The organism is Ruminococcus flavefaciens ATCC 19208, from assembly GCF_000518765.1.
Classification (GTDB): domain Bacteria; phylum Bacillota; class Clostridia; order Oscillospirales; family Ruminococcaceae; genus Ruminococcus; species Ruminococcus flavefaciens.
Genome location: NZ_KI912491.1, coordinates 12,581 through 37,936, shown reverse-complemented (window position 1 = coordinate 37,936; position 25,356 = coordinate 12,581). Strand labels below are relative to the sequence as shown.

Below are 25,356 nucleotides of genomic sequence, written 5' to 3'. Positions count from 1 at the left end.
ATGGTATTATTCTTCTTTCCGCACGCAGGCGGCTCTGCAAAGAGCTACAGCTCATTCAAGCGCTTTCTGCCAAAGGATCTTACCGTAGTGCCTATGGAGCTCTCAGGGCGCTTCACACGCTCCGCTGAGCCTCTCATAGACAATGTACCCGACTGTGTGGCAGATCTCATAGAAAAGCATTCCGAATATATTACAGGTGAATATGCGCTTTTCGGTCACAGCATGGGTACAGTCCTTGTGACGGAATTTATCCGTCAGATAAAGGCAAAGGGGCTCCCCCAGCCCTGTCACATCTTCCTTTCGGGAAAAAATCCTCCCGACGAGGACGTACACTGCTTTGAGAATATTCTTGAAGCCACAGACGAGGAGATAGTTGATTACTTTTCAGCTAACTCTCTTTCCTCAAACGCTCCCGTTCCCGATGAGGAGCTCATGCGTACTCTTAACCGCATACTCTGTACAGACGTGCGTATGGCTGAGCGCTACAGCGCTTCTCCCGAGGAAGTTAAGTTCCCCTGTGATGTCACTGTGCTATACGGCACTGAGGACGTTCTCATGCAGAGCGTTGACATGAACAGCTGGAGCAGATTTACCGACGGTAGCTGCAAGACCTATCCCTTTTCGGGCGGTCACTTCTTTTTCCAGCAGCATAAGGAAGAGATCTGCGGCATAATCAAAGAAAAACTGCATATATAAAATCACAAGGGCGGATAATTTCCGCCCTTATTTTATCCTCATTGAACACTTTTATATCTTTTCTTCATTAAATAGGTAATGGCCCCGGTTTGCTCGGGATCGTCGGCTCGGGTCTAAAAACAGGATCAAGGATCGGAGGAAGTATCCTTACATTGACAGCTGCCGTATCAGTTATCCATAAATGTCCTATCATGGTTGCAACGCAGAAATATTTGCCCGGAGTATAGGCATTATATGTATATGATGTAGCCCCCTCGATAGGACCGTTCTCGTCATACCACTGAAATCTGAGCCTCAGCAGGTCTATCTTGTCCATTGATAAAATGATTTTGTCAAGCCGCAGTCCGGAATAAGCTTCATCTATCAGCTTGTATTCCTTTCCGACTTCAAGAACAGCCTTTTCGCCAAGCTTTATATTGAACTTATTCTGCTTCAGAACGAACTCTGTATTTTTATAAGGATTAAAAGTATGACCTGTCAGCGGTTTTAAATCGGGTTCTAACTGTACTGAATTTTCAGGATCCAAGCTTTTAGCGCCTGCGGGTAAAGCTGTTAATCCGCATAATAGAACTGTACTTGATAATAAGCATAATGTTTTTTTCATAATTTTTTTCATATAAGACCCTCCTTAAAAATAATATAGTATATTTTAAAACGTTTCACGCACTGAACGTTTATGTTCCGAAATATCATTGTATTTTCATTTTATCACACTGTCCCATAAAATGATAGATAACAAATGTCATTGCAATAGTGACATTTGTCACTATTTAAGTATGATTGGTCATACAAATAAATGGCGCACAATCATGTGCGCCATTTATGCTGCTATCAAATCGGTATTTTAATGCTCAGCTGCTGCTTTTTTTACGGCAGTACCAATAGCTGCGCCGCTGTACCTTACCTTGCGGACAAGCAGGGTGATTATCACCATAGCTGCTGCAAAACCTAACTGTATCAGATAGCACTGTATTACCTCATTTAAGTCAAACTGAGTGATGTCAGCTATCATGTTATTTGCTCTTACATACCAGTAAGCAGGCAGGAATCTTGCAGCAGAAAGCACCTTGTCGCTAAGGACCTCCACAGGGATAAATATACCGCAGAAGAAGCTCATGCCCAGTCCCAGCACCTGAGTTATAAGGTTGAGTACATTGTCCTTTGGCTCAAAGCTTGCAACAAGCACAGCCATTGTGCCGACAACTATCGAGAATATGAAGCTGTTTAGAACTGCATACCACGCTCTTCCTGTGTAAACCTCCTTGTTGAGTATCATGCCTGCTATCATAAACAGGATCCATATAACAAATACAAACAGGAAGCTTCCGAGGAAAAGCTGGAATGTATATGAGGACTCCTTCAGACATGAACAGCTTGTGCGGTAGCGTATATCCTTCTTGTTCATAGTGACAAGCACAAGACTCACAACACTGATTATGATAGATATGAGTATATACGGCATATACTGGAAATATCCTGCAAAATCAACGCTGAAGTGCGAATTGCCGCCATTGTCTGCTCTGAACATATTTACCTCTGCATTCTGAGACATTACCTCTTCGGTGCTTGTAACAGCCTCATCAAAGGTCTTGCCCATACTGATATAAGCCTTTACGGAGTTAACGTACTCGTCAAGCACCTGTCCCATATATACCACGGAAAAACTATCGTCCATGTGATAGCTGCCGAAAAGCTCTGATGTGTCCCCTGCTTTGATCCTTTCAGCGTAGCCCTTGTTGATTATGAGTGCATAATCAATTCTTTTGTAGTAAAGTGAATCTATGATAATATCCCTGTCATTTTCTATTTCAACTATATCATTGCTTTTCTTTAAAAAGTCTGTCAGCGCATGGCTTTCAGGAGTATCGTCCTCATCGAATATGCTTATACCGAGCCTGCTTGCTTCAAACTTGTTTTCCTTAGTGGAAGCATTTGCAATTATCGCCGATATGGCAAAAAAGCAGACGATATATATTAATGCTGAGGGAAGCCTGCTCCTCATTACCTTGAACATAGCCTTAAATACTTGCATATTTCTTCCTCCTTGAAGTCACAAAGCCAAGAACTATAAACATAACGGATATTGCTGCCATAGTTATGAGCTTTGATATGAAACGGTCATAATCCTCATAGATATTGAGGCAGTAGAAGCAGTCGGAAATTACTGCTGCGGGGTTGATATTATTGAACCACGGTATATTTTCTGCAATAACAGCCTTCATATTGCCCATCATCAGACCGCTGCAAAAACACAGCAGCATTGATATGGAAACAAGTATCGCACCCTTTGCCTTTTCGCTTACACGAGCAAGCGAACCAACAAAGAATCCAAAGGAAACACCTGTGATACCGCCGAGTATTGCCGAGGGGTAAACCAGCCACAGTCTGTCGCCGAAATCTATTTTGAGAATGAATGCAAGATAAGTAACACATATTACCATACATATGGTCTCAAGGATAAAGCTTCCTGTAAGACAAGCAAGTATATTTATTGATTTCGGTGCAGGTGAGCAGTTGTTTCTTGCGCCGAGAGGTGAAAGGTTTGCCTGATTCTGTATAGTGATATGCATACCTGTTATACAGCCGAACATTGCGACCATAGCGATGAGGTTGTAGAAATACTGTATATACATATCGGGATTGCCCTGTGTAAGAGGTATCTCCCTGCATGAAGAAGCTGTCTCTGATGTGAGTGAAGCGATTACCTCCTGAGCCTTTTCGGGAGCAGTATTTATAGCGTCCATAGCTATTTTTTCACGGACTTTATACTGCTCGATAAAGGATTTCAGCATTGTCTCGCGTATGCCTTTTTCCTTTACTGTAAGGCTGATATCATCGGAAGTAAAGATTATGCCCTCTATATCGCCGTCATCAAGCATCTTTTCAGCCTTTTCCTTATCCGCAAAGGTTGCTTTGAGGAATGGCTCATCTGCCTTTTCAATGCCCTCAATGACCTGTCTGAAAGCGGCATTTTCGCTTTCTTCAACTATGGCAACGGGGATTGAACTGAATTTCTCGGTCTTTTCGTAAATGCTTCCGAAAGCTATCTTGAAGCAGGTACCGAGAATTATGGGAAAGAGTATGAGCCATATGATAAGGTCTTTTGTGCGCAGACCGTTTTTCAGCTCATATTTCAGAATGTGTCCGAACATATTCAATCCTCCTTGTCTCTGAGAGCTTTGCCCGTAATTTCAAGGAATACGTCATTGAGTGTCGGAAGCTCTGTGTATACTCTGCCGAAGCTGAGTTCATTCTTCTGAAGCACTTCAAGTACTCTTGTAAGATTATGCTTACCGCCCGAGCAGTAAACTGTGAGCTTGCCGCTGCTGATATCTGTATCGTATACATGAGGCAGTGAAGCTATCTCTTTTGCGATATTATCAGGTATATCAAGTATCTCGATAGTGATAGTCTCGGTATTCTTTATCATACGCTTCAGCTCGTCTTTAGTACCCTCAGCAACCTTTCTGCCTTTGTCCATGATAGCTATGCGTGTGCATATCTGCTCCACCTCTTCCATATAGTGCGAGGTGTAGATGACTGTAGCACCGTTTCTGTTGAGCTCCTGTATTCCTTCAAGGATACGGTTTCTGCTCTGAGGATCAACTGCAACTGTAGGCTCGTCAAGGATTATGAGCTTGGGCTTATGCGCGATACCGCAGGCGATATTCAGTCTGCGGAGAAGTCCGCCAGAAAGCTTTTTCGGATAGAACTTTCTGAAATCCCCTAGCTCTACGAACTTTATTGCCTCCTCAACATATTCCCTGCGCTTTGCCTTGTCCTTGATATAAAGTCCGCAGAAATAATCAATATTCTCATACACCGTAAGCTCCTCAAAAACAGTAACGTTCTGCATGATAACGCCTATTTCCTTTTTGATATCATAGCTTACGGGAGTCATCTTCTTCCCGAATATCTCTATATCACCCTTGTCAAAGGAAAGAAGTGAAAGCAGGCAGTTTATTGTAGTGGTCTTGCCCGAGCCGTTAGGTCCGAGGAGTCCGAATACCTCCCCCTGTTTTATTTCAAGATCAAGGTGATCCAGTGCGATAAGATCGCCGTAGCGTTTAACCAGATTATTTATTTTTATAACTGTATTTTCCATGGTAAATCCTCCCTGTTGTGTTTTACTGTAATCATTATACCTCAGCTGAAAAGCTTTTTGTAGTGTCTGGAGTCAGTTTTTGCATATGACATTTGTCACATTGTGTACTTGAAAAAACTGTGTCGCTATGATATAATAATGAAAAGATCACGGCATAAAGGAGCAGTTATGGACATTATCGTAATAGATGACGACAAGCTCGTAGCTCTGTCGTTAAAGACTATACTTGAAAACTCGGGCAAGGTCACTGTTGCTGCTATGGGTTCAAGCGGAAAGGAAGCAATAGAGCTCTACAGGAACGTCAGACCTGATGTTATACTTATGGATATACGCATGGAGGGCATGACAGGTATCGAAGCAGGCGAGGTAATACTGAAAGAGTTCTCCGACGCTAAGATACTCTATCTCACCACCTTCTCGGACGATGAGTATATCATCAAAGCACTGAATATGGGCGCAAAGGGATATATTCTCAAACAGGATTTTGACGGCATAGTCCCAGCACTTGAAACTGTCATGGGCGGACAGAGCGTTTACGGCAATACCATAATGAACAAGCTCCCCGAGCTTATGAAGCCCAAGGAGCGTTATGACTTTGCTGCTCACGGTATCAGCGACAAGGAGCGCGAGATAATGGAGCTTGTTGCAGAGGGACTGAGCAATAAGGAAATATCAGGCAAGCTCTTCCTCGGCGAGGGCACTATCCGCAACTACATAAGCAATCTCCTTGACAAGCTTGAGCTCCGCGACAGGACTCAGCTTGCAGTATACTATTATACAGAAGTAAAAGGCATATAAAAGTAGGGGGCGGATAGTATCCGCCCTTTATTTATGTCTACAGATACAAACGAAAGGGCTGCACATTATCGTGCAGCCCTTTCGCGTATAGTAAAGTAATTAATTAGAGAGAACCTTTTCCAAGGAGATACTCCTGTATCTTCAGAGCATCGTTTGCAGTAAGACCTGCGCTCTTCTTATCAACGTCTGCATTTGCAGCACCCTGTTCTGTAATATGGTTCTTGTCATTACCATTTACACCGTACTTGTTAGGATTTGCAAGAGCCTGCATTATCATAACAGCGTCAGAGAGGTCTACCTGACCGTCACAGTTTGCATCGCCGCTGAGAGTTACATTTACGAACTGTGTAGGCTGTGCAGATGTTGTAGTAGTTGTGGTTATCTTTGTTGTAGTTGTAGTAGTCTTTGTTGTGGTTGTTGTTACCTTTGGCTCAGAGCTGCCAACCTTGTATACAGGCTTGATAGTAACGCCTTCGCTTACAGGAACTGTGATAGTGTCAGAAGTTGTATCTGAAACTGTAGCACCTGTTACCTCCCAGTGATCGAAAGCATAGCCGTCCTTAGGAGAAGCTGTTGCTGTTACAGGGAAGTCTGTGAAGTACTTACCGCTCCATGTGCTCATAGAGTCATCAAACTTGATAGTATTGAGCTGTAATGAGCCCTTGCTGCTGTCGTTGCTTACATTAACTGTAGCAAGGCTTCCTGTGAGGTTCATATATGTCTTCATCTGACTTGTAACGTTGCCGTATCTTGTGTTGTAGAATGTCTCAAGGAGCTGATAATCCTGCTCGAATGTCTGCTCATTGTGAGTGTGCTTTGAAGATGGGAATCTCTTGTATGTATCAAGGATCTGCTGCTTGAAGCCTCTGTAATAGTTGATAGCTTCTGTAGTCTTCTTTGTATCGAAGTTGTAGTTTGCAAGGTCCATGAATGTAAGCTCAAACTGCTGTCTGAATGTTGGGTTCTTCATAAGGTTTGAGAATGCACCGCTGAGACTTCCGCCTCCGCCCATGAATCCACCGAAGCCGCCCATGCCGCCGCCGGCAGCCTGATTGAAGCTGTTGTAGGTAGGACCTGTCTCGCTTACCTTGTCAGCAAGGTTAGAGCTGTACTCTGTATCAAACAGTACCATTCTCCACTTGCCGTCTGCATATGGATTTTCAGGATCTACAGCATTTGAACGCCATACACCTGTATTATTATTTGGCCAGTCGTGGTTAGCCCAGTAGATCTGAGCTGCGAAATAGTCGATAAAGCTCTGTATATCAAGCTCTGCGCAAGCTCTCTGATAGTTTTCATCGAGAGTCATATCAACTCTTGAAAGGTTGCCGAGGAGATTGTTCCATTCGCTGAGGTCCTGATCGTTGCCGTCCTCAAGAGAATTGTTCTTGATAAAGCAAACATCATTCTTTTTTATTCCATAGTGTGACTTGAAGTAATCTGAGTTATACTTCTCCATGAGCTGATAAATGCCCCAGAACTCACCGTCAATAAAGAGGATACACTCGCTTGTAGCCTGTGTAGCCATATCTCTGTCGGTAACAAGTGACTGTGCGATAGAATCACGGAAGAAGCCTGCCATGTTGTCGTTACCGCCGTTTCTGATGGTGAAACCGTCAAATGTATCGATCACCTTGTTGTTCTTAGCCTTTGTAGCCTCACCGTCGAAGAGATCATACTCTACGCTGCTCTTGCCGTAATCCTGACGAGCAAAGATGTTGAAGCTCTTCTGAGGCCATGCACGTGAAGCAGCACCCTTTGTTCTGATGCCTACATCCTGTGAAACTACGCTCTTGCCGTTCTCAAAGATCTCGATATTTGCGGGACGCTCCCATTCTGCGCCTTTCTGGTTGTAGTTAGCCTGTGACATGAATGCCATATCGCCCATATCAAAGCCGCCGAATCCGCCTGCGCCACCTGCGCCGCCGTCACCGCCGAAGCCTCCGAATCCACCGAAGCCGCCTGCTGCGCCGCCGTTGTCTCCACCGGCCTGACCGCCTAAGCCGCCGAATCCGCCTGCAACGGCACCCTGCTGCTGTTCGTCACCGTCTGCAAGTATCTCGGGAGCATCTATGCTGTCAAGGCTGATGCTGTTGAATACTGTATCATCTGTATCAGCTTCTTCCTCGTCAGAAGTTACTACAGGACCGCCTGCTCCGCCGAGGTTGAAATTGCCCATGTTGAAGCCGCCCTGCTGAGCGTCACCGTTCTGGTTGCCTCCAAAATTGAAGTTGCCCATGTTGAAGCCGCCCTGCTGAGCATCACCATTATTCTGGTTGCCTCCCATGAAGTCGTTCATATTGAAAGCGCCCTGCTGACCGGCATTCTGACCGTCACCGTTCTGACCCTGCTGGTTGCCCCAGTTCATGCCCTGATTGCCCTGCTGGTTGCCCCAGTTGCCCATGTTACCCATGTTGCCCCAGTTGCCCCAGTTGCCCATGCCTGTGCCGCCTTCGTCGTATACCTTACCTGTTACGTAAATACCTTTTTCATAATCGAAAAGGTTTGAAGGGTCGGTAACGAGAGAGATGACCTTCATATTTCTGTAGCGTTCAACATTAGCTGAACCTATAAAGTATGTCTTTGTAACGATGCTGCTTGATCTGCCCTGTGAGTCTACAGCGATAGCACGAACTACAGCTGCCTTGAGTACGCCCTCATCAGGAGCAAGGATATCGGTATAAGCTGTAACGTCTGTTCTTGCGCTGTACTTATTAGGCTCGCTTGTCATATCCTTTACAGTGATAGCGCCTGTGTACTTTTCAGACTCAGTTGTAGGGTCACTGCCGTCTGTTGTATAGTAAACTGTAGTTCCCTGCGGAACATCAAGAGTAAGTGCGAAGCTGTTGTCATAGAAACCGCTCTCAGCAGAGAAGGAAGGAGTCCTTACTGCATTTGAGCCCTCGGGAGCAGCATTGTTCTTGCCCGGAGTTGTGCTCATAACGTAGAACTCGCCGCTGCCGTCAGGATACTGACCATAGGATGTGTCCTTTGCCATATCCTCGAATGTTATCTGTGAAGCGATATTGCCCGAAGCATCTGTAAGTGTGAGAGTCTCACCGCTTGTTGAAAGTCCGAAAGGAGCAATAGAAGCGTTTGTCTCACCTGCTGTACCGTCGCAAAAGAATACCTTGCCTGTATTAGGCTGGATCACCGTACCTGACGGGATAGTGAATCTGTATGGGTTATCTGCTTTATCTGTAAGTCCCCAGCCGCTGATATCCACAGGACTGCCTGAGTTGTTGTAAAGCTCTACCCAGTCATACATCTGTCCGTCAGGAGCAGCATATGTTGTATTCTTAGGACAAACCTCATTGATAGTTACGCCTGAAGCTGCTGAAGCCGTTGCTACAGGAAAAACTCCTGCTGTGCCAAGCAGCATTGCGAGACTCATTATACCCGCACAGGTTCTTTTTGCTGATTTCTTAGACATAATATTCCCTCCATCTTGTGATTTTTCATATTTCGTAATTTGCGGCTTAACGCCGTTTTCACATGTTTATCATACCTGTATCATATATTTCCATTCTTAAAATAATCTTAAAGTAATCTTAATAAAATGTTCTTATTATGCTGTCTGTAATATGTTCCGGCACCGCGATATTACGCTGTTTTCTATTATATTCAATATATCATTATGCACAAATTAGCTTAACCAAGAAAGCAAAAACTGAACAAAATATAAAAAGTCCGCAAGAAATGGAAAAAACACAAAAAGTTACATCACAGCATTTCAGAAACATTTTCAGCCAATGTCTGCCGCTCGTTTCTGCTCATTCCTCTTGACTGTATGCCGAATATGTGATATCATAGCTATGTCACATATCAACAGCATTTTAATTTGTATATACTGTTAATTGATAATTTATATGAGAGAATAGTCCTCTCCAAACGTCTAAGTAGTGAGAGGTCATTCCTATGGAAAGGGGGAGCCCATGGATAACGGTGCAATCAGCTACCGCCGTTACCTTGACGGTGACGACAACGGATTAGTGGACATGATCCGCGATTATAAAGATGGTCTTATCCTCTATCTCAACGGTATAACAGGCTCTCTCAGTCTTGCCGAAGAGTATATGGAAGATACCTTCTTCAAGCTTTCCGTCAAAAAACCTAAATTTTCAGGGAGATGCACTTTCAAAACATGGCTTTACACCATCGCCCGCAATGTGGCTATAGATGCATTGCGTAAAAGGGCACGTATTTCCGACACTCCCGCAGATGAATACTATGATATTTCCGATGAGCGGAATATCGAAAGGGATTATCTGAAGGAAGAACAAAAGATCTCGCTCCACAGAGCTATGGAGACTCTCAGCTCCGATTACAGGCAGGTCTTATACCTGACATATTTTGAAGAGCTGAGCAATTCTGAGGCTGCAAAGGTAATGCACAAGAGCAACCGTCAGATCGAAAATCTCCTCTACAGAGCAAAGCTTGCGCTGAGATCAAAGCTTGAAAAGGAGGGCTTTGAGTATGAAAGACTATAAAGAGATAGCCAATAATGTTTTTCAGCGCAGAGATAAATATCTGGAAGAAAAGAAGCGTAAAAAGGCTGTGATATTCAGAAATGCCGCTATAGCCCTCAGCTGCTGCATAATGATAGCTGTAGGCATAGGCATATGGAACAGCGGTATGCTGAGAAATATCAAACCTTCTCCAAACAAGGAGGATTACAGCCTGCCTCAACCTATCGTAACAACGACTGAAGCTGCTTCCGACAATAATGCCGCAGTAACAGCTACAGTTGAAGCATCAACAGATAATATCATTACGACCGCAGCTCCTGTCACAAATGTATCTGCGCAAAGCGAAGCAAACGCCGTAAAAACTACCACCGCTGAAAAGCAAAGCGGCGGCAGCAATGTGACTGCCACACGTTCCGACAATAAAACAGGAGCAGATCCGAGCAGGACAACTGCTTCAAGCATTGAAATTACTTCTCCGAGCAATAATTCTGCACAACACAGCAGAACTACTTCCTACCATTCAGGAGCAGCAACTACTACACGCAATCCGGCACTTACAACTGCTACACGAAGCTCATCACGCACTACAGCTACAAGGACTTCCACACGTACTACATCGAGGACTACGACTCCTCCCCGCACTACATCGAGAACTACTCTGCCGCCTGTAGCTACTACCACCATCGCAAAGACTACCCGTGTGTACACATCAACCACAGCTGTATACACGACCCGTGTGTACACTTCAACCACTGCTGTATACACAACACGTGTGTACACATCAACTACAATTGTATATACATATTCCCCTGTAGCTACTTCCACCACTATGGCAACTTCAACACGGCCTGCTTATTCGACAACGATCGGGTATACGTCTATGTCGCACTCACATAATGTTTATACTTCAACAGTGCCTGCTTATTCAACAACTGCAACTAAAAGCCCTGAGCCGATATTGTCGACCTCAACGGTAACTACCATACCGACTGAAATATTCGCAAACCATACGATATACGATATTCTGCCAAATACAATACCTGATATTGCACTTGCACATGATTATATAGGAAGCAGCTCTGACAGATACGCTTGCAATCTGTACAAGTATATGGATTTTGATCCCGACTTCCTGTGTTTAGCACTGTTCAGCAATAATGAATCGCGCTTGGCAGCATCTTATGAATATTACCCTGAGACTATCGGTGAGATCATTGATACGCAGGGCTTCTGGAACAACCTATCCGTTTCAGGATTCTACGATTATAAAGCAAAGCGATATACTCGGTATAACGATAAGGACAGCTTGTATGGATTCCTTGATTCTGTCAGGGATACCCGTTTAGAAGAAGGTCTGTTCTTAAATACCGAAACCGATAACAATCTGATCGCTGCACTGTATTATAACATTTATGTTTCATATGATGATGCGCATTTGTCGGGCGTGATCTACCTTACAGACAACGGTATATTACAGGTAAATATAGATATTGAAGCTTTAGAACTGCAATATGCCTTCAAAATCGGAGAGCAATCCATAGAACAGCTGTACAGCACACTAAGATCAAATGTTTAAAATACCCCACACTGACCGCAATATTTGGTCAGTGTGGGCAATTTTTGTGTTTTTCCCTCATTTTGTCCACCAAATATTTCTTTTATAGGTTGTTATCAATTCACATTTTATTTATAATTAAGATATAGCAAATAGGCTATATGGATATTAAAATTTGGAGAAAAACCAATCGTGACTATCGCTGCTGTCAAAAGCAGCAGCGGTCTCTCACATCTGTCCCGTCAGCCGTAAAAAGCTGCGGAGCTACGGACAGTGCAAACCGCGCAAAACGGACAGGTCAAGATAATACTGGATATACGGGCATATCCTTTCTGCACAGCCTATCCGACATTGCAGGTAATCCTGAGGGCGGCGGCGGAAATAATCAGCCGGGTGAACCTGTTACCCCTCCCACAAATACAGTTCCCGATCAGAACGGCTGTTATTTCCACGGCACCTTTGAGGACATTTCATCATTCGATTTCGCACTTTCGTTGCAGAAGCACGCAGATTCTGCAACGAAAGTCAAATATGCACTCTCTGCCAAGCAGTTATGTGCACTTGAATTTCTTTTCAAGATATCCAAAGAAGCTTCCGCCCCTCTTGTATGAGCTACAGGGAGCTTCTATATCACGGGGCAAACGGCACATTCCGTGTACAAAGGCTGACGGTCCCTCTCCCGTCCGCCTTTGTCCTCGGCGATATATACTGTGGCAGGAGAAATATAACGTTACAGACACTATAATTATAAATTAATATACTGTCTTCAGACAGGCAGATGCACCGCTGCGGCGGTGCAAAATACAGTCAACAGACCCGCAGGCGGGGAGGCTCTGCACTATACTCCCCTGTCCTGCATTCGGGTTTGCTTTTCTCTGTATATTCGACAGGATAGCGCGAATATCAGAGATATATGCAGTATCACGCAGAGATCGTACAAACGAGCATTTTTACAAAGACTATAGGCGGTCTTTGTGATATATTGTAAGTAATTCCTTTGCTATCCGAATCCTTTTGTAAGAGGGCAGATCAGAACAGTCTTATTTCCGATTGGGCGGGAATAGGGCTGTTGCTCTTTACAGAGATATTTTTATGATATCGTCAAGAGGTATGCGCATACCGCCGCAGAACACTATCTGCCGCGTTACCTCTTCTATGAAACGCACATTTCCCGCAAAGGTGATATACTTTCCTCCCGATTTGTGCTTATCGGGTACAAAATAGGTTATCTCGCAATGAGGCTCCGAAGCGATACGCGCTCTGAGGAGCTTTATTTTTTTGTTCAGTTCTTCAGCCTCGTCCTCACAAAGCTCGGCTTTGGCATCGGTACGCCTTGCGGATTCGTCAATAGCGTCCTCATAGCCTGTAAGAGCCGCAAAAGGCGCGAACTGCGCTGCACGGTTGCGCCGCGGCATCTGCGCCCTTGTCTTTGAAACATGGTGCGGCATATTTATTATATCATCGTACTGTCCGGACATTGTTATACCTCCCCTTTTAATTTAGTTTAGAGTTGAGAGTTTTATCAATTCATAATTCATAATTGTAGGGCCGAACAGTGTTCGCCCGTTGATCCCGATGCACACGTCATAAACGCACTGTAGGGGCTGCCTTTTCGATGACTCACGGACGAGAAAGGGTGCAGCGTCACGCTGCCACGCGATGATATACACCTTTCGTTTATTGTCTCTCGCGGATATTATCAGCCCATTCCCATTAATTATATCGCGGAGTAAGGGTGCAGCGTCATGCTGCCACGCGATTTTATACGCCTTTCGTTTATTGTCTCTCGCGGATATTATCAGCCATTCCCATTAATTATATCGCGGAGTAAGGGTGCAGCGTCACGCTGCCTAAGCCCTGTGTCCGCCTATCTGTCTGTTGCGCGACATCGCAGTTGCTCCATCGCATAAGTTGCTTCCGCGCAGCACCGCATTCTTGCCGTATCTCTCCTTCATTCTCAGCATAGCCAGCTGCAAATTCTTCTCGCGCCTGAGTTCTGCCTGCTCCTGTAGGCGGATTTTTTCGTTTTCTACGGGGTCAGAGAAAAAGTCCAGCTGTATGACCTCTTCCCTGACCGAGCTTTCAGGCACTACCCTGTTGGCATTGACGGTTATTCTTCTCACAAGCAGGCGACAGTCTGCTATACGGTCGAAAAGCTCCATCATAGCTTCGGTTATCAGCTTCGACGACGATACAGGCGCACCAAGATTTACCGTACCATGAGCGTGAGCAGGCACAGCTCTGCCGTAATGATCGAGCACCACCTTGCCCTCATAGCTCCGCCTCGTATCCTCGTTCTGCAAATTCTTAACGTCATAGCCGATAGTAAGCGTCAGCTGATCGGTGACAAGCCTCTTTCCCAGTAGGTCAAGAGCCAGCATATCCGCCATTTCCCATGTAATGAGCCGAGCTGTACTGCACTCGGTAGCCTCCTGCAATACCTGTCCCGAGCTTATGCTGTTTGTTTCGGGACGATAGCTTTTCACATCGGCAATAGTGCAGGGCTCCCAACCCCATGCATGGTCAATGAGAAGTTCAGCGTTAACTCCGAACATTTTATAAAGTGCTCTTTCGCCGAACTCAGAAGCGGAAAATCTTGCGATATCCCCCATAGTAAAAAGTCCGCAGTGTTTCAGTCTTTCCGCATAGCCTCTGCCAACGCGCCAGAAATCCGTAAGGGGCTGATGCTCCCACATAAGTCGGCGATAGGACATTTCGTCAAGCTCAGCTATACGGACTCCGTCCTTGTCCGCAGGCATTTTCTTTGCAACTATATCCATAGCTATCTTGCAAAGGTACATATTCGTACCTATACCTGCCGTAGCGGTTATCTTCGTAGTTTTCAGTACATCTCTTATCATAGTCATGGCAAGCTCATGGGCAGTCATGCCGTAAGTGTCGAGGTATGCGGTAACGTCGATAAATACCTCGTCGATGGAGTAAACGTGTATATCCTCAGGAGCTACATACTTGAGGTATATCTGATATATTTTCGTGCTGTAAGCAATATACAGAGCCATTCGCGGCGTTGCCGTTATATAGTCAAGCTCAAGCGACGGGTCTGCCTCAAGCCTGCTTGCGCTCTCCGACTTTCCGCTGAATCTTCTCCGCGGAGCTTTCATTCTTCGCATATCATTTACATCTCTGACCTTTGAAACCACCTCGAAAAGTCTCGGTCTGCCGGGGATACCGTAAGCTTTCAGCGAAGGAGATACCGCAAGACATATAGTCTTATCGGTGCGGCTCTTATCAGCAACAACAAGATTTGTGTCAAGGGGGTCAAGTCCGCGTTCAGCACATTCTACCGAAGCATAAAAGGATTTCAGATCAATAGCAATATATACTCTTTCCATAGCCGTCTCCTTATCGAACATCTGTTCTTTTATATTATATCACTTCACTGACAGCCTTGTCAAGGGATCACAAAAAAAGAAAATATGTTTCTTTTTTAGTATGTCATATTTATCGCATATATGATAGTCAAACTATCACATCTTGCGATAATTGGGTATTTTTTACAAATTTGCACTTGATTTATCTCTCAATAAAATACATATGTTTTATTGACACAGATGTAAATAGATGATATAATTTTAATATGGGACTATTGCGGCAAGACCTGTTTTTCCGCTATTCTGCATACATAAAAAATATATAGACCGACCTATATCCGCTTAAAAAGCGCATACGACACTATTAACGTACAACGTGTGTTATGTCCTGACTTATTTTTAGGGAGATGTGCAACATGAATCAGGATTCAATATCATTTGACCTGGGCTGTAATTTCGATTACAAGCTTTTTGACTTTGTCGATGAATACGACAAAAAACACGCTATAACGAGCTTTTTCGGAAAGCTCAAATTTGACGGACTTCCGGGTGGACGTACAGCTTCTATCATACCCGACTTTTCAATGGATCAGCTTGCTGATTATGTAAAGGAATGTCAGAAGCGCGACATCACATTCAACTACCTTATCAATCCGCTGTCAATGGATCAGAACGAGCTCGATCCTGTTGTAGGCAAGCAGATACGTGATTTTATCCACCAGATGTACGATCTCGGCATAAGAGCATTTACTCTTAATTCGCCTATACTTATCAAGTATGTAAAGAGAGAATTCAAGGACGTTTTCGTAACACTCGGTCTCTATGCATATCCTACAACTATTCAGCATATCGAATACTGGCGCAACTGGGGCGTTGATGAGATCACACTCGATCACGGCTTCAACAGAAAGTTCGATCTTCTCAGAAAGCTCCTTACACAGTACAAGGATACAGACCTTCACCTCCGTGTAATAGCTAACAATCTCTGTCTCAGAGAATGTCCTTTCCGTCTAGCACACGGCTGCTTCGTAGGTCACTCAGACCCTGAGCTGTTCTCAATGGACTATTCACTTGTAAACTGTGCATACAAGAAGGTAACTCACCCTGCTGCTATACTTACAGCTGAGTTCATTCGTCCTGAGGACGTTCACTACTACAGAGAGCTTGCAGAAGAGACAGGCAACAAGCACTTCTCTATCAAGCTTATCGACAGAACAAGAACAACAGATTTCCTCCACAGAGTGGTAAAGGGCTACATGGAAGAGTCCTACGACGGAAATCTTCTCGATATTGTAAACTGGCCGCAGGCTAAGACTATTGCTACCCGTCCCGATCAGGCTAAAGAAGGACTAAAAATGGGTATTGGCGCTCCTACGGCAGGTGCAAGTGCTGCTCCAGCAGGTGCAGGTGCTCCTCCAATGGGTACGCCTCCTATGGGCGCTGGCGGTCCTCCAATGGGTATGCCGGCAGGCGGTCCTCCTCCATGGGTAATGGAAGGCAGACCTCCAAGACCGGGCGAGCCTGAGGAATGGGCAAAGAAGAACGGTATCACTGCTCCTCCCGCAGGTATGCCACCTATGGGCGCAGGCGGTCCTCCAATGGGTATGCCTGCCGGTGGACCTCCTCCGTGGGTAATGGAAGGCAGACCTCCAAGACCCGGTGAGCCTGAGGAATGGGCAAAGAAGAACGGTATCACTGCTCCTCCCGCAGGTATGCCACCTATGGGCGCAGGTGCTCCAATGGGTATGCCTATGGGCGGTCCTCCTCCAGGAGTACCTAAGATGAGATGGATGGATAAGCTCAAGCCCGAGGCTATGATGGCTTACGGAAGAACTATGCATCTTCCAAAGCTCTACGTTGACAATAAGAAGCTTGACGGCTTCCTTGAGCATTTCATCAATAACAACAACTGCGCAAATTCACTTTGTGTAAACGATATCCTCGAAAACGGCGAGACAGCTCCTAATGCATGCGCTCATTGCAGTACATGGGCTAAGAAGGTCATCTCCTATGACGAGGCAGAGGTTGAACAGTGGAAGGGATTATGTGCAGGTGTTCTCCAGAGCATCGAAGACGGTTCTATCTACAGAGACTGATAATTCAAAGCTGCATTGCGGATACTCTCCGCGGTGCAGCTTTTTTTGCAGCGTGACGCTGCACCCTTGCTCCGCGATACAGTTAATGAGAATGGCTGATAATATCCGCGAGAAACAATAAACGAAAGGCGCATATCATCGCGTGAGTGCGTGACGGCGCAGAGCCTGCGCACTCTTACTCGTCCGTATATCATCAAAAGGATAGCTGCTTCTCGATACAAGGAATATCCTCGGGATTAACGGGCGCACGGAATGTGCCCCTACTATTCACTACTTTCTACTCACTACTCACCGGCGGACTGCCACAGGCAGCCCCTACAGCGCAAAGCCTACACTAATCTTGATTTTTGACGGATTATATGTTAGAATTAAAGCAACTTTTATGACTGAGGTGAAAACATGAACACCATACTTCTCGTTGAGGACGATGAAACCCTCAACAGCAATATCTCCCTTGCTCTCAAATCCGAGGGATACACCGTTATTGCAGTCAGTACAACAGCAGCAGCCGAGCTCCGTGCACCCGAAGCTGACCTGATAATACTCGATGTCATGCTCCCTGACGGCAGCGGTGTTGACCTCTGCAAACGGCTTAGAAAGAAAATACAGACTCCCGTCATATTCCTTACCTCATGCGATGACGAAGCAGATATAGTCCGCGGACTTGACAGCGGCGGCGATGACTATATAACAAAGCCCTTCCGTCTCCGTGAGCTTTTCTCACGTATACGCGCAAATCTCAGGCGAGTACCCGATGTGCCCGAAATGGAGCTTACAGCAGTGGAGCAGAAGCTTCTCAGCTACCTCATGCTCAACCGTGAGCAGTACCTTACCCGTGAACAGATACTGGAATATCTCTGGGACTCCAAGGGCATCTTCGTAAATGACAACACCCTTTCGGTAAATATCAGCCGTCTGCGCGAAAAGCTCAGCAAGACCACAGGCAGCGGCAGGATAGTCACCAAGAGAGGAATGGGCTATAAATGGACAGAACAGACCGATTTATAAACAACCGTGCTCCGCGAAAGCTTCTGCTCATACTTATGCTTATGATATGTATATCCGCAGCAGCGGCTTTTGGCATCTCAAAGCTCTGTGCCGACAAGATAGTAAAGGAGCAGATAACAGCCGAGCTTTCAGCCATAGGCGACGGAAAATTCACAGGTGCTCCCGATGATGCTGCAATAGCAAGAGCCGTGGAAAAGCTCAGCGACTACAGTATCGACCGCGAGCTTTCCCCTACGATAATGCACAGCTACAAATCCGTGCGTACGACCGTATTCACTGCCATATTCGCTGTCATGGCTTCATTGTCGCTGATATGGTTCGTCATAGCTATACATGAACTTATGAGCATATACCGCGACCTCGAAAAGCTCCGTGCTGACTGCCTTAACGCTGCCGACAAAACTGACGGAAAAATAGGGCTTTACGGTGAAGACCTCGGCTGTGTGCGAAGAATATCCGAAGCCGCAGATACACTGGCAGACCGAATGAACAATCTCCATTTCAAGCTCAATAACGAGCAGCGATTTCTCCGCGACTTCCTCACTGACCTCTCTCACCAGATAAAGACTTCTCTCGCCGTAGTAAGACTCAACACGGATATGCTCAGCGAGCTTGACGACTTATCTCAGGAGCACCGCGACAAGCTCTCGGACGAGATACAGCTCAATCTCAGCAGCATGGAAAAGCTCGTCATCGAAGCCATAAAGCTTGCAAAGCTCAATGCAGATGCTGTGGAGTACAATATTGAGACAAATTCTCCTGCGGAAATATGCAGGATAGCTTTAAAGCGTATGTCACCGCTTCTCAGAAGCAAAAGCATAAATGTTACCGAGAACCTCTCCGAGGATATAAAGCTCAGCTGCGACAAGGGCTGGCTGTGCGAGGCTGTGGAGAATATTATCAAGAACTCCGCAGACCACTCCGAATGTACGGAGATATCACTGGAGCTTAAAGAAAATCCCATAATGCTGACCTTAGCTGTTACCGACAACGGCAAGGGCATACCCCAGGAAGAGATACCGAAGCTGTTTGAACGCTTCTCCTGCCGCTCCAACGATAAGACTATGTACAGCTCGGGACTCGGTATGTCTATCGCGCAGAAGATAGTCCGCGCCAACGGCGGAGATATAATGGTGTATTCGGAAGTCGGCAAAGGCACACGCTTTGAATTCGTCTTTATCAAAGAGTGAGTTGTTAGTGGTTAGTGCTTAGAATTGTAGGGGACGGCGTCCCATACAAAAATTCCGAATTCCTAACTACGAATTAAACAGAGTCACGCACTCACGCGATGATGCTCGCCTTTCGTTTATTGTCTCTCGCGGACATTATCAGCCATTCTAATTAACTGTATCGCGGAGAAAGGGTGCAGCGTCACGCTGCTGAAAGCTGAAAAAATTTTCAGCTTTTTTTATTTTTGTAACATTACAGTAAGATAACCGTGTTAAACTAAAGTTACAATAAGGAACGGAGGTATCATTATGGACGACAACATCATTCTGAAAACCGAAAAACTCAAAAAAGAATACGGTGCAGGCGAAAACGCCTTTCTTGCCCTCAACGATGTAGACCTTGAAGTAAAGCAGGGTGAATTCTTAGCCGTTACAGGCGAGAGCGGAAGCGGCAAGACTACTCTCCTCAACTGCTTAGGCTCACTCGACCGTCCCACAAGCGGCAAGATAATCTTCAACGGCAGGGACATCACCACAATGGACGATAACGGACTGTCCGCCTACCGCAGAAAGAGTATAGGCTTTATTTTTCAGAACTACAATCTCATACCCGTGCTCAATGTTGAAGAGAATATAGTTCTGCCGCTGAACCTTGACAACACTCCTACCGACAAGGAATTCCTCGAGGAGCTCCTCAAGCTCACAGGGCTTGACGTCAAGCGCAACAACTACCCTCACGAGCTTTCAGGCGGTCAGCAGCAGCGTGTAGCCTTTGCGCGTGCGCTTATCCATAAGCCGAGAATAATACTTGCGGACGAGCCTACAGGAAATCTCGACAGCAAAAACAGCCGCGAGATAATCTCTATCCTCAAAAGCTCTATCAAGAAGTACAATCAGACTCTCATACTCATAACCCATGACGGCAGCATAGCTGCTCAGGCAGACCGTATCTGCCGCATCACAGACGGAGTCCTCTCGGAATAAGGAGGCGATGATATGAAACATCTTATTGCACTGTCACTGAAATATATCCGCCGACAAAAGCTCCGCACGATACTTACATTCATGTGCATAACCCTTTCGGCATTCATACTTGCAACAGTCTGCGCATACGGAAGCAGCATCTTCACTACCCTGCTCAACTATGTAATAGACGAGGGCGGCTCGTGGGAGCTTGACGTTGAAAACTGGATAGAACATACACAAGATCCCGAAAAAGCTATGGAGACAGTAAAAGGTCACCCCTCTGTGGACGATCACTGCTATTATAATTCCGAATTCATTTCTTTTGATTCAGAGAGCTTAGGAGCAAATTTCTTTGAAATATCCGACGGCAAAACAAGCCATAGGATCAGGAATGCAGCTATAACCACCTGTGACGGAAATTCCGAACTCATAAGCCGCTATGAAACCGAAGGGATCCCCAATTCAAACCAAAACAAGGGTATCTATGTATCATCAATATTCGAGGATATGGGCTACAAGGAGGGCGACACTGTTACCTTTACTATACGTCCTGCTAACGGAAAATTCGATGAAAGCTCACAGGTAATGAAAGAAGTTCGTTCCGAACTGAAAGAAAAATACGGTACAGAATACACTTATTACGATGAAGAATACGAAGAGCTTTCAGAAGAACTGCAAAGCAGAGCCTGCAAAAGAAAAATAAGCGACTTACTTGCATACAACAAGGGCATCTATCTCGATGATACTCCTATAGTCGATATAACCTACGGCGAGCCTGTGGAGTACACCATAAAGATAGCAGGCTTCCTGCACACATCGTACTCGACGGAGAAATACATCGATATAATAAATACAAGCGGCGAAAAGCTCAGCTTTGCGGAAATATCTGAAAAAAATCCCGATATAATATATGAGGGCGATGATATGAAACAAATGGATATTCGTATCACCGACAACATTGACTTTGACGACGCTGTAAAAAAGCTTTTCACAGATTTGGGCTTTGACTATAACAAGGATTTCTATGACAAAACGGAATACGGCGTTCCTACAAACACCATGCTCCTTGCCCTTGAATGGAAAAGCTCAGATGCCATAAGCAGTATTATCCCAAGCTTTGTAGTCCCCGGTCTGCTAATACTTCTTATAGCGTGGTTCATAGCAAGATTTGTCATCGACAACGCCTTTGAAATGGCAGTACAGGAGCGAAGCACACACTTTGCCGCACTCCGCGTCATGGGAGCTTCAAAGCTGCAAGTGGCAACAGTAGTTATGGCAGAAGCCATATTCTACATCTTCACAGCCATACCTTTAGGCATAATAACCGCATTGCTCATATGCCGCTCGTCAATAAATTCCTTTAAGAATATCGGATTTCCGATGTTTGAATTCTCGGCAAAGCCTGCATTTATCGGACTTGCAATATTCCTCTGCCTCATAGCTGTACTTATCTCAGCCTACACATCGGCAATGTGGGCATCGAGAAAACTCTCACCTGCCGAGGCACTTAATTTCGGCAAGCCCAAGCGCGGAAAGAAAAAGCCGAAAAAATCGAAGTCGAAGCTCGACCTCAACTCCAAGAAATTCCTGCGCCGCTATACGCGAAAAAATATAGGTGCAGCAAAGAGCCGTTTCATTGTTTCCACTATCACAATGGGACTCGGTGTACTCATGTTCACATTCTCATCTCTCATTGCTATCAATACCTATAAGGAAATGAAAGATATCAATAACGATGAAGTATACGATTTCTGGATAGACGAATATTACAGCGACGATCCGAAAAATGCTTTTGCCGAAGTAAACAAAGCTTTCGGCGACAAAAACGTCTTTGAAAAAGTCAATATTGAGCTCGACAGCTTAATGGGCTTCAAACATTCAGATGATGCAGACTCTTTGCTTATATCCGGCACTTATCCCGACTCAGGCGAAAATTTCAGAAAAGCATCGGTACAGTCGATAAACCGTGATGAATATGAAGCCGCAAAGCTTGAAGAGCTTACAGGAATGAGCTACGACGAGCTTGTTGCATCTAAATCCGTTTTCAAAAACTATACCGATAAAAAGGAACGTGAATTTACTGCTGTACAGAATGAAACGACTATCGAATTCGTAGGTACAGATACAGAAATGAAGTTTATCGGTACTGCAACGAGCAAACTGAAAAAGGGATACGGCGGTGCTATAGTCATTCCTATCGAAAACACCTCAAACTTCAACACATATTACTCTATCAGCCTCAAAGGCACACCTCAGCACTATCAGGAAGCAAAGAAAGAAATAGAAGATTTCCGTGCAAATCACACTATCTCAGGATCAATGGACGATTATTTCGCAGGAACAGGTCTCAATTCATTCATCAAGGCAATAATCAAGGTAGTTCTTGCCTTCCTCATATCCATATGGCTGGTTGGTATACTCTCAATGATAAACTCAGTAAACACCAGCGTACTCAACAGAAGCCGCGAGCTTATGATGCTGAGAAGCGTAGGCATGACGCGAAAGCAGCTCCGTAAGAGCGTACTTATGGAAACTATCATGTTCTCAGCTACTGCTGCTATAGTCGGTACTATCCTCGGCGCTCTGCTCTTTATACCTGTATGGAGCGAACAGCTGAGCAAGGTGATCGTGCCTATCATCATAGTAGTGGTACTTTCACTGGTATTCAACATCATCATAGCTATCCTGTCAACTATACCCGCAACAAAGAGCCTCGAAAAAGTCGAGTCCATAGCACAGGCAGTAAACAGATAAAGCAAAAGAGCAGTTCATAACGAACTGCTCTTTTTTGTGTGCAATATAAACGTACAGACAATGAGGGAACACTGCCTGCACGAACAGGGACTAATTCTGTGAAAGCCATTACGTCATTCATCCTCATTATGCCCTTTGTGCTCATCACAAGCAACGTATTAATAATAATACATCTTCGTGACAAAAGCAATATATAAAGCGCGAAATGTTGTTTTTGTGCGTGAAATGCAAATTTTGTTAACATCTAATTCACAATTGTCCCTACAACAGTATATAAACTACTGCTGAAGCAGCATTTTCACACTTCATAACGTCAGCCATCTCCTGACAGCCTTCAAAATCATCAGGAGCGGCTCAGAGGAATATATCAGCAGAATTATCCCCGTATAATTGAACGTGCCGTAAACGCCATTACAGGCTTTCTCAGAGGCATATCATTTTCTTCTGATATACATTACCTCTTGCAGCACCTTGCCGCCGATCTCAGAGCTCATGTGATCTTCGGTATTTACAAAGCCGTGCTTTTCATAAAAGCGGCGAGCTCTGTAGTTATCCTCAAGCACCCATATAAGGATCGACGTAAATCCGAGAAGCTCCAGCTCACCGATACAGGCTTTGAGAAGCTCAGAGCCTATTCCCTTACCGATATACTCAGGCAGCAGATAAATAGTTACTATCTCGCCGCAGCTGCTGAAATTATCCCAGCGTGAGGGACAAAAGCTTGCAGTTCCGACTATCTTGTCACCCTCAAAAGCACCTATTTCCGTCCTTCCGTTTTTCAGGATATTGCCGCCCCATTTTTCCTTAGGTATATTGTCAAGGTAATCCTGCGGAATTATCCCCTTATATGCAAACTTCCAGCTCTTTTCGTATATATTTCTGACGGCTGAATAATCATCTTTTTCAGTAATATGTCTTATGATCATACATATACCCCCATATAAATTTATAATCACATTATAACATACAGCTCTGAAAAAATCAATGGTCACTTATACAAATCTATGAATTTGATAAAAAATCGACACAAGTATTGCATAAAATACCTATTTAGCCAAAGGACTCGCTATAATATACTTGATTTTTTTACCGACTTGTGTTAATATAAAATATAATACGAAAGGAGCGGTGACTATGGGAACATCTTACAAGTATAAATGCGACGAATGCGGATACGAAGAAGAATTTTTCGTTGGCGGCAGACTTATGACAAAAGACTATAAAAAGAGGACCGAAGAAGCAGAAGAAGAACTGCGCAGTGCCGCACTTTACGGAAAATACGGAGAGACCGTCAGGCAGCTCATAAAAAACGAACGTGAAAAAATGTATGTCAACTGTGATACCGATCTGTATCAATGTATGGAATGCAGACAGTTTTCCGTGCAGATAGCAAAGGAAATGTCATTAAACCAGAAGGATTTCACTCTGACAATCGAATTCAGACACGAATGTCCCGGCTGTCATTCCACGCTTCTGAGAAAAACGCGGGGTTCAATAACCTTCTGCCCAAAATGCAAGATGTTTACCGCTCAGCTGGTAAGTATAGGAAAATTCTGACACAAACAAAAAACACGCCAAAAGCGTGTTTTTTGTTTGTATTAGGGGGCTTTATATAAATAAAGTTGGGGCAATTACAATCCTGGAAGTGAAACGATATCGTCAGCTTCACCGCCGATCATACCTGCAAATATCTCAGATGCTTTCTGATCGTGCAAATTGGTGCCGCTGCTCTGACCGGAAACATTATATGTTTCACCATCCTTTGAATTTGCTGAATATGTAAAATGTACCTCACCATCTCGGTAATTTATATTTATCTGATAGCGGTACCATTTCTTTGTGGACTTGCAGAGAAGTCCCTTACACTTATCCTTTTTATATTTATATTCTTTTATATCGCCCTGATTTTCGCCTGCCGACGTTATATACCCGTTTTCCTCAAGTATCTTTGCAATGGCATAGCTGCTGACACGGACTTCATCATGGGTGACATAAACATAACCGTGATCGTCTGCTGCATATTTACTGCCGTCCGCATTAACACCTGCAAGCCACGGATTTTTTGTAAAAGACTCTATTCTGTCAGAGTCCATAGCACATTCTGCCTGAATAGCCTTGCAGACAACATTTGCAGCAGATACATCTGCTCTGTTTCTTGCAAGCTCTACATATCCCATAATGCTCGGAACGAGCATAGCAGCAAGAACACTGATAATACAGATAACAACAATAAGCTCAATGAGCGTAAAGCCCTTTAATTTTGAATCAGTTTTAATGCAGTTTTCATGCTCGTTCATATATACCCCTCCTAACCTTTAGGATTATCTCTATGTATATATAATATCACAAAATGTATAGAATGTCAAGAGAAAATGGCGATAATTCAAATTTTTATAACATTTTGTATA

Annotated in this window: 20 protein-coding genes; 11 read left to right on the top strand and 9 right to left on the bottom strand. The window is 44.6% G+C overall.

All coding sequences use genetic code 11. The features are described 5' to 3' along the window. Positions 1-696, top strand: a complete 696-nt coding sequence (locus tag L870_RS0113085) for a thioesterase II family protein (RefSeq protein WP_028518522.1) — start codon at positions 1-3, stop codon at positions 694-696. 67 nt (positions 697-763) lie between these two features. Here L870_RS0113085 and L870_RS0113080 read toward each other — a convergent pair whose 3' ends face one another. From L870_RS0113080 to L870_RS0113065, 4 genes are all read right to left on the bottom strand, one after another. Next, on the bottom strand, positions 764-1,312 hold the full coding sequence (locus L870_RS0113080; RefSeq protein WP_028518521.1) for a hypothetical protein: 549 nt from the start codon (positions 1,310-1,312) through the stop codon (positions 764-766). A 228-nt stretch (positions 1,313-1,540) separates the two neighbouring features. After that, on the bottom strand, positions 1,541-2,728 hold the full coding sequence (locus L870_RS17725) for an ABC transporter permease (RefSeq protein ID WP_051411572.1): 1,188 nt from the start codon (positions 2,726-2,728) through the stop codon (positions 1,541-1,543). Then, entirely contained in the window at positions 2,715-3,848 is a 1,134-nt protein-coding gene (locus L870_RS0113070; protein ID WP_028518520.1) for an ABC transporter permease, read from the bottom strand. The genes L870_RS17725 and L870_RS0113070 overlap by 14 nt, the downstream gene beginning before the upstream one ends. Positions 3,849-3,850: 2 nt before the next feature. Then, positions 3,851-4,801 carry an ABC transporter ATP-binding protein gene (locus L870_RS0113065; RefSeq protein ID WP_028518519.1) on the bottom strand — a complete coding sequence of 317 codons (951 nt, stop codon included), beginning with the start codon at positions 4,799-4,801 and terminating at the stop codon, positions 3,851-3,853. Positions 4,802-4,969: 168 nt separating this feature from the next. Here L870_RS0113065 and L870_RS0113060 point away from each other — a divergent pair, with 168 nt between their 5' ends. Then, the gene (locus tag L870_RS0113060) at positions 4,970-5,599 is read left to right on the top strand and encodes a response regulator (protein WP_028518518.1); all 630 of its coding nucleotides are present in this window, start codon (positions 4,970-4,972) and stop codon (positions 5,597-5,599) included. 103 nt (positions 5,600-5,702) lie between these two features. Here L870_RS0113060 and L870_RS18700 read toward each other — a convergent pair whose 3' ends face one another. Then, positions 5,703-9,032 carry a CotH kinase family protein gene (locus tag L870_RS18700; RefSeq protein WP_051411571.1) on the bottom strand — a complete coding sequence of 1,110 codons (3,330 nt, stop codon included), beginning with the start codon at positions 9,030-9,032 and terminating at the stop codon, positions 5,703-5,705. Positions 9,033-9,534: 502 nt separating this feature from the next. On the opposite strand from L870_RS18700, the gene L870_RS0113050 reads away from it, so the two are divergent. The 3 genes from L870_RS0113050 (at position 9,535) to L870_RS0113040 (ending at position 12,234) form a co-directional block, all read left to right on the top strand. Then, on the top strand, positions 9,535-10,089 hold the full coding sequence (locus tag L870_RS0113050; RefSeq protein ID WP_028518517.1) for an RNA polymerase sigma factor: 555 nt from the start codon (positions 9,535-9,537) through the stop codon (positions 10,087-10,089). Next, positions 10,076-11,644: a hypothetical protein gene (locus tag L870_RS0113045; protein WP_028518516.1), complete on the top strand. Its 1,569-nt coding sequence runs from the start codon at positions 10,076-10,078 to the stop codon at positions 11,642-11,644. The genes L870_RS0113050 and L870_RS0113045 overlap by 14 nt, the downstream gene beginning before the upstream one ends. A 140-nt stretch (positions 11,645-11,784) precedes the next feature. Further along, positions 11,785-12,234 (top strand): hypothetical protein, encoded by a 450-nt coding sequence (locus tag L870_RS0113040; protein WP_028518515.1) that lies wholly within the window; start codon positions 11,785-11,787, stop codon positions 12,232-12,234. A 465-nt stretch (positions 12,235-12,699) separates the two neighbouring features. On the opposite strand, the gene L870_RS0113035 is transcribed toward L870_RS0113040, so the two are convergent. Both L870_RS0113035 and L870_RS0113030 read right to left on the bottom strand, forming a co-directional pair. Further along, positions 12,700-13,101, bottom strand: a complete 402-nt coding sequence (locus tag L870_RS0113035) for a YolD-like family protein (protein ID WP_028518514.1) — start codon at positions 13,099-13,101, stop codon at positions 12,700-12,702. Between the two features lie 372 nt (positions 13,102-13,473). Continuing rightward, positions 13,474-14,976, bottom strand: coding sequence for a Y-family DNA polymerase (locus tag L870_RS0113030; protein ID WP_028518513.1), 1,503 nt, complete (start codon positions 14,974-14,976; stop codon positions 13,474-13,476). A 395-nt stretch (positions 14,977-15,371) separates the two neighbouring features. Between L870_RS0113030 and L870_RS0113025 the strand changes: the two genes are divergently transcribed. From L870_RS0113025 to L870_RS0113005, 5 genes are all read left to right on the top strand, one after another. Beyond that, entirely contained in the window at positions 15,372-17,051 is a 1,680-nt protein-coding gene (locus L870_RS0113025; protein WP_028518512.1) for a hypothetical protein, read from the top strand. Between the two features lie 399 nt (positions 17,052-17,450). Beyond that, positions 17,451-18,059 (top strand): response regulator transcription factor, encoded by a 609-nt coding sequence (locus L870_RS0113020; RefSeq protein WP_028518511.1) that lies wholly within the window; start codon positions 17,451-17,453, stop codon positions 18,057-18,059. Next, positions 18,035-19,249: a sensor histidine kinase gene (locus L870_RS0113015; RefSeq protein ID WP_028518510.1), complete on the top strand. Its 1,215-nt coding sequence runs from the start codon at positions 18,035-18,037 to the stop codon at positions 19,247-19,249. Before L870_RS0113020 ends, L870_RS0113015 begins: the two co-directional genes overlap by 25 nt. A 288-nt stretch (positions 19,250-19,537) precedes the next feature. Then, positions 19,538-20,212 carry an ABC transporter ATP-binding protein gene (locus tag L870_RS0113010; RefSeq protein WP_028518509.1) on the top strand — a complete coding sequence of 225 codons (675 nt, stop codon included), beginning with the start codon at positions 19,538-19,540 and terminating at the stop codon, positions 20,210-20,212. Positions 20,213-20,224: 12 nt separating this feature from the next. Next, positions 20,225-22,948 (top strand): ABC transporter permease, encoded by a 2,724-nt coding sequence (locus tag L870_RS0113005; protein WP_028518508.1) that lies wholly within the window; start codon positions 20,225-20,227, stop codon positions 22,946-22,948. A 434-nt stretch (positions 22,949-23,382) separates the two neighbouring features. On the opposite strand, the gene L870_RS0113000 is transcribed toward L870_RS0113005, so the two are convergent. Further along, on the bottom strand, positions 23,383-23,874 hold the full coding sequence (locus L870_RS0113000) for a GNAT family N-acetyltransferase (protein ID WP_028518507.1): 492 nt from the start codon (positions 23,872-23,874) through the stop codon (positions 23,383-23,385). A gap of 208 nt (positions 23,875-24,082) precedes the next feature. On the opposite strand from L870_RS0113000, the gene L870_RS0112995 reads away from it, so the two are divergent. Next, positions 24,083-24,505 carry a hypothetical protein gene (locus tag L870_RS0112995; protein WP_028518506.1) on the top strand — a complete coding sequence of 141 codons (423 nt, stop codon included), beginning with the start codon at positions 24,083-24,085 and terminating at the stop codon, positions 24,503-24,505. A gap of 74 nt (positions 24,506-24,579) precedes the next feature. Here L870_RS0112995 and L870_RS0112990 read toward each other — a convergent pair whose 3' ends face one another. Then, positions 24,580-25,245, bottom strand: a complete 666-nt coding sequence (locus L870_RS0112990) for a type II secretion system protein (RefSeq protein ID WP_028518505.1) — start codon at positions 25,243-25,245, stop codon at positions 24,580-24,582. Positions 25,246-25,356: the final 111 nt, after the last annotated feature.